The organism is Terrabacter sp. C0L_2, from assembly GCF_036352015.1.
Lineage (GTDB): Bacteria > Actinomycetota > Actinomycetes > Actinomycetales > Dermatophilaceae > Terrabacter > Terrabacter tumescens.
Genome location: NZ_CP143557.1, coordinates 3025888 through 3043590, shown reverse-complemented (window position 1 = coordinate 3043590; position 17703 = coordinate 3025888). Strand labels below are relative to the sequence as shown.

Below are 17703 nucleotides of genomic sequence, written 5' to 3'. Positions count from 1 at the left end.
AGCGTACGAGCGGGATCGCCTGCCGCGCGGGCAAGTCGGGCCACTTCACCCGCTGGAGGTGAGCGGGCCGGGATGCGCCATGGGACAGAGCGGACACATGGGGCCACGGCGCGCCGGGCCTGAGACGGCGTCGTCGGTCGCCGCGGCCACGGCCGCTCCTACTGGGCGTCCTCGAGGTCGGACTGCGCGTCGGGGTCGTTGTCGAGCTCGGCGATGAGCGACTCGAGCTCGGACCGGAGGAAGTCGATGTCCGGCGGGACGTTCGTCATGAGGATGTGACGCCTCGGGTTGTTGGCGACCGCGAGGCCGACACCCAGCCGGGACCGTCCGTGCTTCTCACGCCAGGCGCGCTCGAGGTGCGGCCCACCGGTCCAGTCGACGGGTGCATGGAGCCAACCCTTGACGTCGACGAGGTCGCCGTCGGGGCCGTGACGTCGGTTCGTGGGGGGATCGAATCCCTCGAGGGTGACTCGCTCTTCCATACCTCTGACGGTACGGCCCCGGACGCCCGCGGACCAGTACCCGCGACAGGTCCGCGGCGATTCGTGAGGCAAGAGACAAGCCGGGCGACGGGTGGGCGGACGCCCGTGTGGCGCGCGCGGGTGCCGGCGACACCGCCGCGCGGCGCGGGCCGCCTCGGCGAGCGCGCGCCGTGGTGCGAGGATGACGGGCGTGAGCTCGCCCGTCGCCGCCCCCACCGTCCCTGCCACCCACGTCGTCCGCGTCCCCGTGACGACGGTCTGGTCCGGTCCCGAGAGCCCGCGAGCCGTCGACGCCCCGGCCGTCGCGCCCGAGCCCGACAACGTCGCGTGGTTGGCCGCGCTCGACGCGAACGCCGCCCACGACGAGTCGGGCGACGGGCGCCTCGGGCTGCACGGCCGGGTCGAGACCCAGCTGCTCGCCGGCGAGCCCGTCGTCGTGACGCAGACGCACCACACCGAGACGACCGGCTCGTGGTCGCACGTCGTCGCCCCGTGGCAGCGGTCCCCCAAGGACGACCGCGGCTACCCGGGCTGGGTGCCCACGGCGCACCTGACGTCCGCGCCCCACGCCTCAGCGTTGGGCAACCCCACCCCGGTGCTGGGCGGGACGCCGGCGGCGGCATCCACCTCCGCGTCCGATGACGCCGTGCACCCTGCCGTGGCCGAGGCCCGCCGCCACATCGGCTTGCCCTACCTCTGGTCGGGCATCTCGCCGCTCGGCTTCGACTGCTCGGGGCTCGTGCTGCACACGTGGCGGCGCATGGGCGTCGTCGTCGCTCGCGACGCCTACGCGCAGGCCGACTTCGCCTCGCCCGTCGACCTCGCGTCGGTCCGTCCCGGCGACCTCTACTTCTTCGCCCGGCCCGGTCGGCGCATCCACCACGTCGGCATCGTCGTGCGCCCGGGTCGCATGGTCCACGCCTCGGAGACCGGAGGCGTGCTCGTCGAGGAGGACCTGCCCGCCGACCGCGTCGCCACCCTCGTCGCCGCCGGGCGCCTGCCGATGCCGTGAGCGTCGACCGTCGCACCGCTCCCCTGCTCGTCCTCGGGGGCGTCGTCTCGGTCCAGTTCGGGGGAGCCTTCGCCGCCACGCTCGTCCCGCGCATCGGGGCACCGGGCTCGGTGCTGCTGCGGCTGCTCTTCGCCATGGTGATCCTGTATGCCGTCGCGCGGCCCTCGTGGCGTGGACGCAGCCGTTCGGACTGGGGCACCGTCGTGCTCTTCGGGTTGGCCCTGGCGGCGATGAACACCTCGTTCTACGCCTCCCTGGCCCACCTGCCCATCGGCGTCGCCGTGACCATCGAGTTCCTCGGGCCGCTCGGGCTGGCGGCGGCGCTGAGCCGCCGCCCTCGGGACGTCCTCGCCGTCGCGGCAGCCGCGGTCGGCGTGCTGCTCGTCTCGGGAGTGCTGCACACGTCGTGGGACCGGCTCGACCTCGTCGGTGTGGGGTTCGCCGCGCTCGCGGGCGTCATGTGGGCGGCCTACATCGTCCTCAGCCAACGCACCGGTCGCGCGTTCGGTGGGCTCGACGGGCTGGCGCTCGCGCTCATCGTGTCCACCGTGGCGGTCGCACCGCTGGGACTGACCTCGGTGGACCGGTGGACTCCCCGTGACGTCGCCCTTGGTCTCGGCATCGCCGTCCTGTCGTCGGTGCTGCCCTACTCGCTGGAGCTCATCGCGCTGCGCCACCTGGCCCAGCACGTCTTCGGCATCCTGCTCAGCCTCGAACCCGTCGTCGCGGCGCTGGCCGGCCTCGTCGTGCTCCACCAGGTCCTCGACCGCGGCCAGGTGGCCGGCATGGTGCTCGTCGTGCTGGCCAGCGTGGTCGTGCTCGGCGCGCAGTCCCGGCCCGAGTCCCCGGACGCCGCGATGGGCCCGGGCTGATGCCGGCGACCGACCGGCGCTTGACCTCAGGTCGACTCGAAGTCCTACCGTCACCGGATGACCTCGGGCACCATGCGCACTGACTCCTCCTCCACCGTCCCCGACGAGGGCGGCGGCATCATGTCCCCGGCACTGCGGGCCACGACGGTCGGTGTGCTGGCGCTCGTCTCGCTCCACGCCTTCGAGGCCCTTGCCCTCACCACCGTCATGCCGACGATCGCCCGGGAGCTCGACGGGGCGTCCCTCTACGCGATGGCCTTCACCGCTACGCTCGCGTCCGGCATCGTCAGCATCGTCTGGTCCGGCAACCTCGCCGACCGGCACGGCCCTCGCCCGCCACTGCTCCTCGGGCTGGCGCTCTTCGCCACCGGGCTCGTCGTCGCCGGTCTGGCGCCCTCGATGGGGGTCCTCGTCGCCGCGAGGGTCGTGCAGGGCCTCGGCGCCGGCATGACGAGCACGGCGCTCTACGTCCTCGTCACCCGCGTCTACCCGCAGCGCCTGCACACGGCGATCCTCGCCGGCTTCTCGGCGGCCTGGGTCGTCCCGTCCATCGCAGGTCCGTTCGTCGCCGGGCTCATCACCCAGACCATCGGGTGGCGCTGGGTCTTCGGCCTCGCCCTCGTCGTGCTCGTCGTCGCGGCCGTGCTCCTCGGACGCATCCTCACCGGCCTGCGCCAGGAGGTCGTCGACGTGCCGTGGCGCACGCGCTCGATCGCGGCGTCGGGCGTCCTCGCGGTCGCCGTGCTCGGGCTCAACGCAGCGGCCGAGCGCCTCGACCCGGTCGGCATCACGGTGGGCGTGGTGGCGCTCGTGATCGTCGGGCTCACGCTGCTGCCGCTCACACCCCGCGGGACCCTGCGCGCGGCCCGCGGGCTGCCGACCGACATCGCCCTGCGCGCGCTGGCCTTCGCCGCCTTCAGCGGCGCCGAGGTCTACCTGCCCCGCCTGCTGACCGAGCGCGACGGCCTGAGCCCGAGCCTCGCCGGGGTCGCCCTGACGGTCACGGGCGTGACGTGGTTCGTCGGGTCGTGGGTGCAGGGTCGCTGGGACCAGCGTTTCGAGGTCGGCCGCACCGCCGCCGTGTCGCTGGGCGCCATCACCCTCTCCCTCCTCGCGCTCGCGGCAGCCGTCGCACTGGGAGCCCCCACGTGGGTCGTCATCGCCCTCTTCCCCGTCGTGGGCCTCGGGATCGGGACGCTCTACCCACGCGTCACCGCGCAGGCGCTGGCTCGGGCCTCCGCGACCGAGCAGGGCCTCGTCAGCTCCGCGCTGCAGATCTGTGACTCCTCGGGCGCCGCCACGGCCATCGCCCTGTCGGCCATCGCCTTCGCGGCGGCGGGCTCGGCCGTGCCGGGCGCGTATGCCGTCGTCTTCGTCGTCATGGCCGTGCCCGCCCTCGTCGGCTGGGTCGTCGCGCCGCGGGTGCGCTAGCGGCCGTTTCGGGACCTTGGTCCCTGTCGCCGGGCACCGGCGGCACGTACCTTCACAGGCACGACCTACCTCGAGCGCCACCCCGACCAGGATGTGACGTGACGGCCGGCTCCCCCACCTTGCTCAGCGCCGGCCGTGCCCAGCTCGGCACAGGAGTCCTGATGACCCTTCCGCTCAACCTGCCCACCCTGCCCAGCACCGGCGAGTCCTCGGCGACCAGCGTGGCCGCCATGAGCATCCGCGAGCTCATCGGCGCGCTGACCACCATCGAGGACCGGCTGCGTCACCTGCCGACGTTCGTCCCCCTGGGCGGGCGCCTGGTGACCAACCCCGAGCGGCGCCTGCTGCTCCGGCAGCAGCGGCTCGTCGTCGCGGGCCTGCGGCGGCACCGTGCCGCCATGCGCGCCCCGCTGTCCGGGCACCACGCCTAGCACCCGACGTCCGACCGGCGCCCGTTCAGGTCAGGCGTCAGGTCCCGCGTCAGGTCAGGTCACGCGTCAGGTCACGACGCGTCGTGCGTCGCCGCCCGCGAGGGCGCGTCGTCGCGCGGAGCGTCGCCAGGGGCGCCGGCACTGACGGCGCCGTCCGGGCGGTCTGCGCGGTTCGCGCTGTCCACGCTGCGGGCGGCCCCACCCTCGACGCTGCTGTCGGCGCCGCTGCCGAGGGGACCGGCCTGCGCCGCCTCGAGCTTGGCGTCGCGGCTCGACTTCCACAGGCTCGCGATGGTCGTGACGCCGAGGATGAGCACGATCGCGCCGAGCGAGACGAGGATCGGGATGTCCGGGACGCCCTCGACGGGCTGCCCGCCGTTGATGAACGGCAGGTTGTTCTCGTGCAGCGCGTGCATGACGAGCTTGACGCCGATGAAGGCGAGCAGCACGGCGAGCCCGATGCTGAGGTAGACGAGCTTCTTGAGCAGGCCGCCGATGAGGAAGTACAGCTGTCGCAGGCCCATGAGGGCGAAGATGTTGGCCGTAAGGACGAGGAAGGGCTCCTTCGTCAGGCCGTAGATCGCCGGGATGGAGTCGAGCGCGAAGAGCAGGTCGGTGGTCCCGAGCGCGAGGATGACGATGAGCATCGGCGTGATGAGGCGCTTGCCGTTCTCGATCACCGTCAGGCGGGTGCCGTTCCACTCCTTGGTGGCCGGGAAGCGCTTCTCGATCCAGAGCAGGAGACGGTTCTCGTGGTACTCGTCGTCGTCGGTCTCGCCGCCCGTGGCCAGCTTGACGGCGGTGTACACGAGGAACGCGCCGAAGATGTAGAAGACCCACGAGTAGGCGTTGATGACGACGGCCCCGAGGGCGATGAACACGCCGCGCAGGATGATCGCGATGATGATGCCGATCATGAGCGCCGACTGCTGGAGCTTCTGCGGCACCTTGAAGCTGGCCATGATGAGCAGGAAGACGAAGAGGTTGTCGACCGACAGGGAGTACTCCGTCAGCCAGCCGGCATAGAACTCACCCGCGTACTGGCCGCCCCACTCGAACCACACGAAGAGGCCGAAGAGCACGGCCGCCGCGACGTAGAAGGCCAGGTGTCGCCCGGCCTCGGCCATCGACGGGACGTGCGGTCGCCTCGCGATGACGAAGACGTCGATCATGAGGAACACGGCCATCAGGCCGATCGTGAGGAACCAGCCCCAAGCGGGAACGTTCATGGGCACAACCTTCCGGTCACCAGATCAGTAACCGGAGGTCTCTCCCGCCCGACCTGAGGTCGGACCGACGGGACCGGGAGCGGCGGTGAGACCCACTCCGTGATGACGAGCCCGTCGTGTCGGGGATACTCCCCTCCGTGAACGCCTGAGTCTTTCACTCCCGCCGCCGTCCCTCAAATCGGTCCGTCCCGTGGGCAGCCGGCGGACCCGGCTGCCCGGTGGAGCGGGTCAGCGAGTCGCCGCGCTCATCTGCCGCAGCTCCTTCTTCAGCTCGCCGATCTCGTCGCGCAGCCGGGCCGCGAGCTCGAAGTGCAGCTCGGCCGCCGCCTGGTGCATCTGCGTCGTGAGCTCCTGGATGAGGCCGGCGAGGTCGGCGGCCGCCATGTCGGCCGGCCGGTTGGCCGTGCCACCGGCGGACACGCCCACGTCGGCCGCCATCGCCCCTCGCCCGGACCCGCTCTTGCCTCGGGACTGCATGCGCCCCGAACCGAGCAGCTCCTGGGTGTCGGCGTCCTCGCGCTCGAGCAGGTCGGTGATGTCGGCGATCTTCTTGCGCAGCGGCGTCGGGTCGATGCCGTGCTCGGTGTTGTAGGCGATCTGCTTCTCGCGGCGCCGGTTGGTCTCGTCGAGCGCCTGCTCCATCGACGGCGTCATCTTGTCGGCGTACATGTGCACCTGGCCCGACACGTTTCGCGCGGCGCGACCGATGGTCTGGATGAGCGACCGGGCCGAGCGCAGGAAGCCCTCCTTGTCGGCGTCCAGGATCGACACGAGCGAGACCTCGGGCAGGTCGAGGCCCTCACGGAGGAGGTTGATGCCGACGAGGACGTCGAAGACGCCGGTGCGCAGCTCGCGCAGCAGCTCGACGCGGCGCAGCGTGTCGATGTCGCTGTGGAGGTAGCGGACGCGGATGCCCTTGTCGAGGAGGTAGTCGGTGAGGTCCTCGGCCATCTTCTTCGTCAGGGTCGTGACGAGGACGCGCTCGTTGCGCTTGGTGCGCTCCTGGATCTCGTGCATGAGGTCGTCGATCTGGCCCTTGGTGGGCTTGAGCACGACCTCGGGGTCGACGAGACCGGTCGGCCGGATGATCTGCTCGACCGGCGGGCCAGACTTGGCCAGCTCGTACTCCCCCGGCGTCGCCGAGAGGTAGACGGTCTGCCCGATGCGCTCGAGGAACTCCTCCCACTTCAGCGGCCGGTTGTCCATGGCGCTCGGCAGGCGGAAGCCGTGTTCGACGAGCATCCGCTTGCGGGACATGTCGCCCTCGTACATCGCGCCGATCTGCGGCACCGTCTGGTGCGACTCGTCGAGTACGAGGAGGAAGTCCTCGGGGAAGTAGTCGATGAGGCAGTTGGGCGCCGAGCCCGCGGTGCGGCCGTCGATGTGGCGGCTGTAGTTCTCGATGCCGTTGCAGAAGCCGACCTGGCGCATCATCTCGAGGTCGTAGGTCGTGCGCATGCGCAGGCGCTGGGCCTCGAGCAGCTTGCCCTGCTTCTCGAAGAGCGCGAGCTGGTCCTCGAGCTCGAGCTCGATGCCCCGGATGGCGCGCTCCATGCGCTCGGGGCCGGCGACGTAGTGCGAGGCCGGGAAGACGTACATCTCCTGCTCCTCGTTGACGACCTCTCCCGTCACGGGGTGCAGGGTGTAGATGCGCTCGATCTCGTCGCCGAAGAACTCGATGCGGATCGCGAGCTCCTCGTAGACCGGGATGATCTCGACGGTGTCGCCGCGGACCCGGAACGTGCCACGCGTGAAGGCGAGGTCGTTGCGGGTGTACTGCATCTCGACGAAGCGGCGCAGCAGGTCGTCGCGCACGACCTCCTGGCCGACCTTGAGCCGGGCCATCCGGTCGACGTACTCCTGCGGCGTGCCGAGGCCGTAGATGCACGACACCGAGGCGACGACGATGACGTCGCGCCGGGTCAGCAGCGAGTTGGTGGCCGAGTGCCGCAGCCGCTCGACCTCGTCGTTGACCGAGCTGTCCTTCTCGATGTAGGTGTCGGTCTGCGGGATGTATGCCTCGGGCTGGTAGTAGTCGTAGTAGCTGACGAAGTACTCGACGGCGTTGTTGGGCAGCAGCTCGCGGAACTCGTTGGCGAGCTGCGCGGCGAGCGTCTTGTTGGGTGCCATGACGAGCGTCGGACGCTGGACCTGCTCGATGAGCCAGGCCGTCGTGGCGGACTTGCCGGTGCCGGTGGCGCCGAGCAGGACGGTGTCGGTCTCGCCGGCCTTGACCCGCCGCGCGAGCTCGGCGATCGCCGTGGGCTGGTCACCGCTCGGGGTGTACTCGGAGATCACCTCGAAGGGTGCCACCGTGCGCTGGAGGTCGGTCGTGGGACGCATGGCTCAACCGTACGTCGCACGACCGACAGTCCCCCACCCGCTACTGCTCCCAGACGTACGCCGGGCGCAGCTCGACCGTGTCTCCGGGGCCGGCGAAGTTCACCGCGAGCTCCTCGGCGCGCTCCCGGGAGGCGACGTCGAGCAGGAAGAAGCCGGCCAGGTGCTCCTTGGCCTCGGCGTACGGGCCGTCGGTCGCCACGTGGCCGGAGCCGTCCCAGCGGAGGATCCGCGAGGACGCGGGGTCACCCAGCGCCTCGCCGCCCTTCAGCTCGCCGCTGGCCGACAGCTCCGCGAGCATGCCGTCGAACCAGGCGCTGCCGGCCTCTCGCTCCTCCTGCGGCCGAGCGAGAGCCTCGGCGACGAAGTCACCGGTCGGGTGGCCCCAGGGCTGGGGGTTGGAGTGGATGAGGATGACGTACTTCATGAGCGGTGCCTTCCGGTTCGCGGGCGGCCAGTCTGCCGCCTCGCGAGTGACGTCGGAGCCGACACGCCGTCCTCGACATCAGCAGCCGTCACGGCACCCGGTGGGTCCACTCCGGGGTGGCGAACTTCTCGTAGACGAGGCGCTGGGCGGCCTCGATCTCGTCCGGCGTGTAGTCCGAGCGGGACGACCGGTAGCGCCGGGCGAACGAGCCGGCGAAGGACTCGAGGATCGCGTCGCGCGTCATCCCGGTCTGCGAGCGCATGGGGTCGACCCGCTTGTTGGCCGACTTCGTCCCCTTGTCGCTCATCTTCTCGCGGCCGATGCGCAGCACCTCGAGCATCTTGTCGGCGTCGATGTCGTAGGCCATCGTCACGTGGTGCAGCACGGCTCCCGCGACGAAGCGCTTCTGGGCCGCACCGCCGATCTTGCCCTTGTCGCTCGCGATGTCGTTGAGCGGCACGAAGTGGGCGTTGACGCCGACGTCGGCGAGGGCCTCGATGACCCACTCGTCGAGGAAGGAGTAGGAGCGCTCGAAGCTCAGGCCCTCGACGAGCGAGGTCGGCACGACGAGCGAGTACGTGATGGTGTTGCCCGGCTCCATGAACATGGCGCCGCCGCCCGAGACGCGTCGGACGACGTCGATGCCGTGCCGCTCCGCCCCCTCGGGGTCGACCTCGTTGCGCACCGACTGGAACGAGCCGATGACGACGAGCGGGCTGTCCCAGTCCCAGAAGCGCAGAGTGGGCGGCCGCTCCCCCGCGGCGACCTCACGGGCGATGACCTCGTCGAGCGCGACGTGCAGCGCCGGGGCCAGCACGCGGGCCGGGATGACGTCGAACTCGTGGTCGTCCCACCCGGTCGCCTTGCCGAGGGCCCGGCGGATCGCGATGCCGATCGACTCCGCGGTGAAGCCGATGAGCGACACGTCGTCGGCGAGGGCGCCGGTGACGGCGCCTGCCAGCTGCTCGACACCCGCCTCGACAGGCATCCCGGTCAGGGCCGCGTTGATGTCGCCCAGGGCCTCGTCCGGCTCGAGGAAGAAGTCGCCCGACACGCTGACACCGGCCAGCCTGCCGTCCACCTCCTCGAGGTCGACCGCCACGAGCTTGCCACCGGGGACCTTGTACTCACCACGCATGCCACCCACAACACCACGAACCGCCTGCGTATGCCGTGTGCCCCCTACCGGGGTCGCCACCCCGTGCGCTCGGCCCACGTGTTCGCGCGCTGCCACGCACCCTCGAACCACGGCTCCTTGGCCACGACGTAGTCGGAGGTCGTGCTGTGGAGCGCGAGGAGCCGACGCTTCTCGGCGGCGTACGCGTCTCGCTCGGCGGGCTCGTGGCGCAGCCAGTCCCGGAAGAGGAGCGCGAATCTCCAACCGGCAGAACCGTGCTCGCGCACGTGGACGTGCACGTGGTTGCCGGGGTCGCACCCGCCGAGGAACTGCTTGAGCCAGGCAGCGGGGTCGGCTCCGTGCGGGTGCGGCGTGTCGGAGTGGATGCCGTGGCTGAAGACGTAGCCGGCGTCGGCGAACGCCGCTCGCACGTCGCCCCGGGTGACGTCGTCGAGGCGGTGCACCCCGACCTGCACGTCGAGGACGTCCTTGGCGAGCAGCCCGGGCACCGAGGTGGACCCGACATGCGACACCTCGGTGACGACACCGGTCGGCCCGAGTGCAGCCGCGAGCCGGGCGACGACGCGCTCGGCGCGCGACTCCCAGTCCGGGCGCGGCTCGACGACGCAGTCGGCTGCCCGGTCGGGTCGACGGGAGCGTGTGCTGCTGACGAGGTTCGCGGCATACGGCTGCAGGCGCTGCGACCACAGCGCGTCGACAGCCCGCACGAGGTCCTCCTGCGTGCCCGAGTTGTCGAGGACGACGTCGGCGACCGCGCGCCGCTGCGCGTCCGTCGCCTGCGCGGCGATCCGGTGGCGGGCGTCCTCCTCCTGGAGTCCGCGCTGCTCGACGAGCCGGCGCACGCGCGTCTCGGCGTCGGCCTCGACGACGACGGCGAGGTGCTCGTGCACCCAGAGGCCGCGCTCGACGAGCAGCGGCATGTCGTAGACGGAGACGCCGTCCCGCGGCCCGGCCGAGCGCTGCGCGGCCACGCGCTCCGCGATCGCGGGGCCGGTGATGGCGTCCAGCGCGTCCAGGGCGTCCCGGTCGGGGAAGACGATCGCCGCCAGGGCGGCGCGGTCGAGCGAGCCGTCGGCGCGGGTCACGGCGTCGCCGAAGCGCTCCCGGATCCGTTGCAGGGTCGGCTCGCCCGGCTCGACGACCTCGCGCGCGACGGCGTCGGCGTCGACGACGTGCGCCCCGAGCTCACCGAGCCGACGCGAGACGCTGGACTTGCCCGACCCGATCCCTCCGGTGACCCCGACGCGCAGCACCCGGCCAGCCTACGGTCCACCGCTCCTCCCCGCCGAACGCCGCGTTCGGTGGCGAACTCAGTGTTCTGCCCGTGAGTTCGGCGCCGAACGCGGCGTTCGATCGGTGAAGGTACTGCTGGAAGGCGCGGTGCGGGTCAGGCGAGGCGCGCGGGGAAGCCGCCCGTGGCGACCGGGCCCCAGCGGGTCGGCGTCACGCGCAGCAGCGACTTGCCCTGGTCGCGCATCGCCTGGCGGTACTCGTCCCAGTCGGGGTGCTCGCCGGAGATGGCGCGGAAGTAGTCGACGAGCGGCTCGACCGAGTCGGGCAGGTCGATGACCTCACAGTCACCGTCGACCTGGACCCACTCGCCGCCGAAGTCGTCGGACAGCACGAGCACGCTGACCTGGGGCCGCCGGCGGGCGTTCGCCGTCTTGGCACGCTCGGGGTAGGTGGAGATGACGATGCGGCCCTGCTCGTCGACGCCTCCCGTGACCGGCGAGGCCTGCGGACGGCCGTCGGACCGCTGGGTCATGAGCACCATCGAGTGGCGCGGCCGCACGAAGTCGAGCATGGCCTCGCGGTCGACCTCGGTGTTCGTGGCGATCTGGCGGGGCATCGCTACTCCTCGGTGTCAGGGCCGGTGTCGGGGGTGGTGGCGTCGCACTGGTCGAAGGTCACGACGAGAGTGTCGGCGAGCCACGCGGCATACGCGGGGTGGCTCCAGCCGCAGCGACGCACGAGGCGGTCGTAGATCTCGGGCGCGCTGAGGGTCCAGCAGATGTCGAGGAACCGCTCGCGGTCGAACCGCTCGGGCAGTCCGTGCGCGCCCTCGAGGGCGGCCATCGCGTTGGTGTTGCCCGCACGCCGCTCGCGGTCGATCGTCGCGACGAACTCGTGCAGGCCCGTGTCCGCACCGGGCCCCTGCGCGAGCAGCACGCCGAGCAGCGGACCGACCCGCTCGTAGATCGTGGCGCACAGGGCGGCGTAGGCACGCACGAAGGCCGGGCGGTCGGGGGCCTGGGACATGGCCCGGAACTCGGGACGCTCCTGCATCGCCACGGGCGCGTCGTCGCCGGCCAGCATGACGTCGTAGACGCCCTTGACGACGTCGGACTTGGAGCCCACGGCGTTGTAGACGGTCTGGGCGCTCACCCCGGCGGCGGCGGCGAGGCCGCCGACCGACATCGCGTGGTAGCCGTCGCGGAGCAGCATCTCGGCCGCCGCCTCGATGATGCGACGCCGCGTCGCGAGCGCCGCCTCGGCCCGGGAGCTGTTGTCGTACGCCCGGTCTGTTGACATCGGAGCCCTTCGAAAAGCATCATGAGTTCGCTGGAACGGCGTTCTAGCGAATGGGTGGGGTCCAGGGGTCCCCACCCGACTGCTGCACCAGGCGGTTGCAGCGCCGACATCGGCGCCTGTCGACCGAACGAGTGTGACACGAGCGCCACCGCTCCCGCCCCCGAGGGGGCACCGGGAGGGGGAGCGAGGGGCCGGGCCGCAGGGGTCCCGGCCCCTCGCTACGGGCGCGTCAGGCGCAGGCGGGCGCGAGCACCGACAGGGCGCGGTCCGGGTAGTCCGAGACGAGCCCGTCGACCCCGGCCTCGACGAGCTCGGCCACGCGGTCCGCGTCGTTGACCGTCCACGGCAGGACCGCGAGGCCGGCCGCGTGGGCCCGCTCGACGAAGTCCGCGTCGACGAGCACGTGCTCCGGCGAGATGACCTGCGCGCCGACGGCGGCGGCCCCCTCGCACACGTCCACGTGGGACTCCCCCACGACGACGCTCCCGGTCCACGGGCTCCCGGGCACCCACGTGACGGCCGCCTCGACGAGCGCCGAGCGGGTCACCTGCGGCGCGAGCTCGGCAGACAGCTCGAGCACCGCCCAGTCGAAGGAGTGCACGAAGCACTGCCGCTCGAGGCCGGCCTCGTGGACGCTCGAGAGGACCCCCTCGAGTAGGTCTCGCCGATGGGCGGACTCGCCCGCGTCGAGCGGGTTGACCTTGAGCTCGATGGTCCACCACACCTCCGGAGCCTGTTCGAGCCCGTGCGCGAGGACCTCGTCCAGGGTGCTGATGCGGGCCCCCGGCGCCGGGCGCTGCTCGGGGAAGCCCTCTAGCGTCAGGCTGCCGACGTCGACGGTGCGCAGCTGGGCCAGCGTCAGGTCGGCGACCCGCGCCCCGACGAGGTCCGGGCCGGTCGAGCGGCACTTGGTCGGCAGCAGCACCGGGTCGTGCCACACGACGACGTGGCCGTCGGCCGTGAGCCGCACGTCGAGCTCGACACCGGTCACCCCTGCGTCGTACGCCGCGGCGAAGCTCGCCAAGGTGTTCTCGACGACGAGGCCCTTGGCGCCCCGGTGACCCTCGACGTCGAAGCGGCCCGACGCCCACGGACCGGGTCGTGTCGACATCTCAGGCCTCGATCCGCTCGCCGGACGCCGCGTCGAAGAGGTGCACCTCGTCCCGGTTCGGCTCCACGTGCACGACGTCGCCGACCGTCAGGTGGGTGCGCTTGTCGAGTCGGACCGTGACCCGGTCAGCTCCCTCGTCGGCTCCGGCCGGCCGGCCGTAGACGAACGACTCGGACCCCAGCGACTCGACGAGCTCGACGTTGAGGGCGAGCGCCGTCGCGCCGGCTCCGTCGCGACCGGGGTCACGGGCACCGTCGCGACCGGCGCCGGCCGGCGTGTCGACGACGTGCCAGGACTCGGGACGCAGACCGACGACGACCTTCTCCCCCGCCCGCCCGGCCACGGAGCGGTCGAGCGGCACGGACACGCCGTGCACCCGGGCCACGCCCTCGCGGACCTCGGACTCCACGAGCGTGATGGCGGGTGACCCGATGAAGGCGGCGACGAAGGTGTTGACCGGGTGGTCGTAGAGCCGCTCGGGGGTGTCGACCTGCTGGAGTTTGCCGTCACGGAGCACGGCGACCCGGTGTCCCATCGTCATGGCCTCGACCTGGTCGTGGGTGACGTAGACGGTCGTGATGCCGAGGCGCCGCTGGAGCCCCGCGATCTGCGAGCGCGTGGACACGCGCAGCTTGGCGTCGAGGTTGGACAGCGGCTCGTCCATGCAGAAGACCTTGGGGTTGCGCACGATCGCGCGGCCCATGGCGACCCGCTGGCGCTGGCCGCCGGACATCTGGCCCGGCTTGCGGTCGAGCAGCTGGTCGAGCTCGAGGATCTTGGCGGCCTCGGCCACGCGCTGCTTCGTCTCCGCCTTGCTCACCTTGGCGTTGTCGAGGGCGAAGGCCATGTTCTGGGCCGCCGTCATGTTGGGGTAGAGCGCATAGCTCTGGAAGACCATGGCGATGTCGCGGTCGCGCGGACGCACGCCCTTCTGGTCGTGGCCGTCGACGAGGATGCGGCCGCCGTCGACGGGCTCGAGACCCGCGAGCATGCGCAGGGTCGTGGACTTGCCGCAGCCCGAGGGGCCGACGAGGACGAGGAACTCACCGTCCGCGATGTCGAGCGTGATGCCGTCGACCGCCGGGGCGTCGTCCTTGGAGAACCGACGAGTCGCCTCGTCGAAGTACACGGTTGCCATCGGTGGCCTCTCGGGTCGTTCGTGGTCTGGGAGGTCGTATGCCGTCCGGCGGCGTCCACGCGGAGCGCGCCGGACGGCATACGACCAGGGTGCTGCGGTGGCGCCTCAGGCGCCGAGCTTGCTCTTGATCTGCGAGTCGAAGACCTGTTGGCTCTCGGCGTCGAGACCCTTGAAGACGGTCGCGACGTCCTGGCCCTGGACGATCTGGTCCAGGGCCTTGCCGATGCGCGCGCCGCCGCCGGGCAGCAGCACGCGCACGTTGTCCTGCGAGCGGGTCTTGGGGAGCTGCTCGATGGCGGTCTTGGCGTTCGGGTTCTTCTCGAGGAAGGTCTTCTCGGCGGGCAGGTCGACGGCCGACTTGCGCACCGGCATGTAGCCCGTGGCCTGCGTGAAGGTGACGGTGTTCTGCGCGTTGGTGAGGAACTCGATGAACTTGAGGGCGTTCTTCTTGCGCGCGTCCGAGATGCTGGCCGGGATGCCGACGCCCGCGCCACCCGTCGGGCAGTTGCCGTCGCCGGGCAGGAAGGCCGTGCCCACGGAGAACTTCGCGTCCTTGGCGACGCCTCCCAGCGACCCGGTCGACATCATCGTGCAGCCGACGATGCCTGCCGTGAAGTCGGGGGCGGGGTCCTTGGACAGCTTGAGGAAGCCGTTCTTGGCCAGCCCCTGCAGGTAGGTGCCCGCCTTGACGGTGTTGGGGTCGGAGAAGGTCGGCGTCCACTCCTTGGAGTAGGCACCGCCGTAGCCCCACACGATGTTCTGGAAGACCCAGTCTAGGTAGTTGGAGCCGTCGGGCAGCTCCATGACGATCTTGTCCGAGCCGGCCGCGGCCTTGAGCTTCGGTGCCCACGTGAGGAACTCGTCCCAGTCCTTGGGCCCACGGTCCTCGAGACCAGCGGCTTTCCAGAGGTCCTTGTTGTAGTAGAAGAGCGGCGTCGACCGGGCGAACGGCAGCGCGTAGTGCTTGTCGTCCAGGTTGTAGTCGTTGTACAGCGCGTCGACGTAGTCGCTCGTGTCGATCTTGGCCGCCGACAGCAGGTCGTCCATCGGGGTCAGCTGCTTGTTGAGCGCGAAGTTGAACCACGTGACGTCCGAGACCACGACCACGTCGGGCAGCTGGCCGCCGGCGAGCGAGGCATTGAACTTCTGGGCGACCTCCTCGTAGTTCTTGCCGGCGTCGACGAGCTTGACCTTGAGGCTCGGGTTGGCCGCCTCGAAGGCCTTGATGATCGCCTGCTCGGTCGGCTTGCTGTTGCCGGGGTGGTTGCTCCAGAACTCGATGGTGTTGCTCGAGTCGCCGCCGCCCGACGTCGCGGTGCCGGTGCCGGCGCAGGCCGAGAGCCCTGCGATGCCGGCCGCACCGGCGAGCCCGAGGAACCCTCGGCGTGAGAACTCGTTCATGGGTGGTGCCTTTCCCTGTGGTGGTGGTTGGGGACGGAAGGTCGTGCTGGTCGTGCTGGTCGAGCTGGTCGAGCTGGTCGTGGATCAGCCTGCGACAGAGCGGGACTCAGCTCTTGACGGCGCCGGCCGTGAGGCCCTTGATCATCTGCCGCTGGAGGAAGAGGAACAGCACGAGGATCGGGAGCATGGCCAGCACCGTGCCCGCCATGACGGGCCCCCAGTTCGTGACCCCGTCGTTGTTCTGCAGGAACGTCAGGCCGACCGGCAGCGGTGCGGTCGTCTCGTCGTCGGACATGAGGAACGGCCAGAGGTACTCGTTCCACTCGTTGACGACGGTGATGAGGGCGAACGCCACGAGGGTCGGCCACGACATCGGCATGACGACGCGCCACAGCAGCTTCATCGGGCCGGCCCCGTCGAGGCGCGCCGCCTCGATGATCTCGCCGGGCAGGTTGAGGAACTGGTTGCGCATGAGGAAGGTGCCGAACGCGACGCCCGCGAGCGGGATGATGATGCCCTGGTAGGTGTTGCGCCAGCCCAGCTGCGCGACGAGCGCGTAGTTGCTGATGACGGTGATCTGGTTGGGCACCATGAGGGCCGCGATGACGACGAGGAAGACGACGGAGCGTCCCGGGAAGCGCAGCAGCGACAGGGCGTACGCGCTGATGACACCGAGCACGATCTTCGCGGCGGACGTCGCGGTGGTGATGATCACCGAGTTGCGGACGTAGTCGAAGAACGGGATGCGGGTCGTCAGCTCGGTGTAGTTCGCGCCCGTCGCCGGGTTGGGCCACCACTGCGCCGGGCGGACGTAGATGTCGCCGCGCTCCTTGAACGAGGTGATGAGGATCCAGAAGAGAGGGACGGCGACGACGAGGACGATGAGGACCATGCCGGCGTATCCCGCTGCGGTCCAGACCGGCCCGCGGTGGTGCGTGGACGCCTCGACGTTGTGGGCCTTGCGGCTGCGCTTCGCGGGCGTGGGGCCGGCGCGCTCCTCGTCGAGGTCCTCGACCACCGTGGACGTGCTCATGACTGCTTCCCCCTGTCCATGAAGCGCACCTGCACGACCGTGACGGCGAGCAGGATGACGAACATGACGGTGGCGACGGTCGCGCCGTAGCCGGCGCGCTGGTTGACGAACGTCTCCTGGTAGACCTGGTAGACGAGGGTGGTCGTGCCGTTGCCCTGCGGCCCGCCACGGGTCATGACGTTGATGATGTCGAAGACCTGGACGGAGCTGAGCAGCACCGTGATCGACAGGAAGAAGGTCGTCGGGCGCAGCTGCGGCATGAGCACCCGGCGGAAGCGCGTCCAGGCCGAGGCGCCGTCGATCTCGGCCGCCTCGTCGAGGTCGGCACGCCGGCCCTGCAGGGCCGCGAGGTAGATGACGAAGGTGTAGCCGAGGTTCTTCCAGATGTAGGTGACCGTCACCATGAACAGCGCCCAGCCCGGCTGCTGGTAGAAGTCCGGCGACTGCACGCCGATGCGGGCGAGGAGGTCACGGACGAGCCCGAACTGCGGGTCGAAGACGAACTGGAAGGCGATGCCGATCGCCGCGCCGGAGATGACGAACGGCGCGAAGACGACGGACCGCACGAGGTTGCGGCCACGCAGCTTCTGGTCGAGCAGCAGCGCGAGGCCGAGCCCCAGCGCCATCGAGATGCCGACGGTCGCGACCGTGAAGACCACCGTGTTGCGCACGATGATCTTCGTGTCGTCGCGGCCGAACCACTCGATGTAGTTGGCCAGCCCGACGGGGTTGGCGATGGGCGAGCTGATGTTCCAGTCGGTGAACGACAGCCGGATGTTGTCGAGCAGGGGCCGGTAGGTGAAGACGATGAGCAGGACGAGGTTGGGCAGCAGCAGCAGGGCTGCCAGCGACCACTCCCACGCCCTGCCGCTCGACCGTCTCGGAGGCGGACCCACCTCGGGCGGTGGGCCGCCGGAGGTGGGCAGGGCACTTCGGGTTTCGGTCACCGATGACTGCACCCCGCCAACCTAGCCGCGCAGATGCACCGAATGCGGCTTTGGCGCGTCGGGCATTCGACGCCCGTCTGAACTCCTGTGACGGCGCGCGCCCGACGCGCGCGTGGCTCTCGACCCGCGCGACCTGCGAGACCTGCGCGGCACCGAACGGACGTGGGACGCGAAGGAGC

General features: G+C 70.8%; 17 protein-coding genes. 4 read left to right on the top strand and 13 right to left on the bottom strand.

Features of this window, described 5'->3' with window-relative positions:
• Positions 1-158 precede the first annotated feature (158 nt).
• Positions 159-482 carry a hypothetical protein gene (locus U5C87_RS13890; RefSeq protein WP_330473135.1) on the bottom strand — a complete coding sequence of 108 codons (324 nt, stop codon included), beginning with the start codon at positions 480-482 and terminating at the stop codon, positions 159-161.
• A 190-nt stretch (positions 483-672) separates the two neighbouring features.
• Here U5C87_RS13890 and U5C87_RS13885 point away from each other — a divergent pair, with 190 nt between their 5' ends.
• From U5C87_RS13885 to U5C87_RS13870, 4 genes are all read left to right on the top strand, one after another.
• Positions 673-1494, top strand: coding sequence for a C40 family peptidase (locus tag U5C87_RS13885; protein ID WP_330473134.1), 822 nt, complete (start codon positions 673-675; stop codon positions 1492-1494).
• Positions 1491-2366: an EamA family transporter gene (locus tag U5C87_RS13880; RefSeq protein ID WP_330473133.1), complete on the top strand. Its 876-nt coding sequence runs from the start codon at positions 1491-1493 to the stop codon at positions 2364-2366. The genes U5C87_RS13885 and U5C87_RS13880 overlap by 4 nt, the downstream gene beginning before the upstream one ends.
• A gap of 57 nt (positions 2367-2423) precedes the next feature.
• Positions 2424-3797, top strand: coding sequence for an MFS transporter (locus U5C87_RS13875; protein ID WP_330473132.1), 1374 nt, complete (start codon positions 2424-2426; stop codon positions 3795-3797).
• Positions 3798-3958: 161 nt separating this feature from the next.
• Positions 3959-4228, top strand: a complete 270-nt coding sequence (locus U5C87_RS13870; protein WP_330473131.1) for a hypothetical protein — start codon at positions 3959-3961, stop codon at positions 4226-4228.
• Between the two features lie 71 nt (positions 4229-4299).
• Here U5C87_RS13870 and U5C87_RS13865 read toward each other — a convergent pair whose 3' ends face one another.
• The 12 genes from U5C87_RS13865 to U5C87_RS13810 form a co-directional block, all read right to left on the bottom strand.
• Positions 4300-5457: a TerC family protein gene (locus U5C87_RS13865; RefSeq protein ID WP_330473130.1), complete on the bottom strand. Its 1158-nt coding sequence runs from the start codon at positions 5455-5457 to the stop codon at positions 4300-4302.
• Positions 5458-5685: 228 nt separating this feature from the next.
• Complete coding sequence (uvrB, locus tag U5C87_RS13860; RefSeq protein ID WP_330473129.1) at positions 5686-7800, bottom strand: excinuclease ABC subunit UvrB; 2115 nt, start codon at positions 7798-7800, stop codon at positions 5686-5688.
• 40 nt (positions 7801-7840) lie between these two features.
• Positions 7841-8224: a YciI family protein gene (locus U5C87_RS13855; protein WP_330473128.1), complete on the bottom strand. Its 384-nt coding sequence runs from the start codon at positions 8222-8224 to the stop codon at positions 7841-7843.
• An 88-nt stretch (positions 8225-8312) separates the two neighbouring features.
• Positions 8313-9362: a lipoate--protein ligase family protein gene (locus tag U5C87_RS13850; protein WP_330473127.1), complete on the bottom strand. Its 1050-nt coding sequence runs from the start codon at positions 9360-9362 to the stop codon at positions 8313-8315.
• A 44-nt stretch (positions 9363-9406) separates the two neighbouring features.
• On the bottom strand, positions 9407-10615 hold the full coding sequence (coaE, locus tag U5C87_RS13845; RefSeq protein ID WP_330473126.1) for a dephospho-CoA kinase: 1209 nt from the start codon (positions 10613-10615) through the stop codon (positions 9407-9409).
• A 134-nt stretch (positions 10616-10749) separates the two neighbouring features.
• A complete protein-coding gene (locus tag U5C87_RS13840) occupies positions 10750-11211 on the bottom strand; it encodes a PPOX class F420-dependent oxidoreductase (RefSeq protein WP_330473125.1) in 462 nt (153 codons plus the stop codon).
• 2 nt (positions 11212-11213) lie between these two features.
• On the bottom strand, positions 11214-11894 hold the full coding sequence (locus U5C87_RS13835) for a TetR/AcrR family transcriptional regulator (RefSeq protein WP_330473124.1): 681 nt from the start codon (positions 11892-11894) through the stop codon (positions 11214-11216).
• A gap of 229 nt (positions 11895-12123) precedes the next feature.
• The gene (locus U5C87_RS13830; RefSeq protein WP_330473123.1) at positions 12124-13005 is read right to left on the bottom strand and encodes a glycerophosphodiester phosphodiesterase family protein; all 882 of its coding nucleotides are present in this window, start codon (positions 13003-13005) and stop codon (positions 12124-12126) included.
• Between the two features lies 1 nt (position 13006).
• Positions 13007-14143, bottom strand: coding sequence for an ABC transporter ATP-binding protein (locus tag U5C87_RS13825; protein ID WP_330473122.1), 1137 nt, complete (start codon positions 14141-14143; stop codon positions 13007-13009).
• 105 nt (positions 14144-14248) lie between these two features.
• Positions 14249-15544: an ABC transporter substrate-binding protein gene (locus U5C87_RS13820; protein ID WP_330473121.1), complete on the bottom strand. Its 1296-nt coding sequence runs from the start codon at positions 15542-15544 to the stop codon at positions 14249-14251.
• 106 nt (positions 15545-15650) lie between these two features.
• On the bottom strand, positions 15651-16577 hold the full coding sequence (locus U5C87_RS13815; protein WP_330473120.1) for a carbohydrate ABC transporter permease: 927 nt from the start codon (positions 16575-16577) through the stop codon (positions 15651-15653).
• Entirely contained in the window at positions 16574-17524 is a 951-nt protein-coding gene (locus tag U5C87_RS13810; protein WP_330473119.1) for a carbohydrate ABC transporter permease, read from the bottom strand. Before U5C87_RS13810 ends, U5C87_RS13815 begins: the two co-directional genes overlap by 4 nt.
• Between the last annotated feature and the right edge of the window lie 179 nt (positions 17525-17703).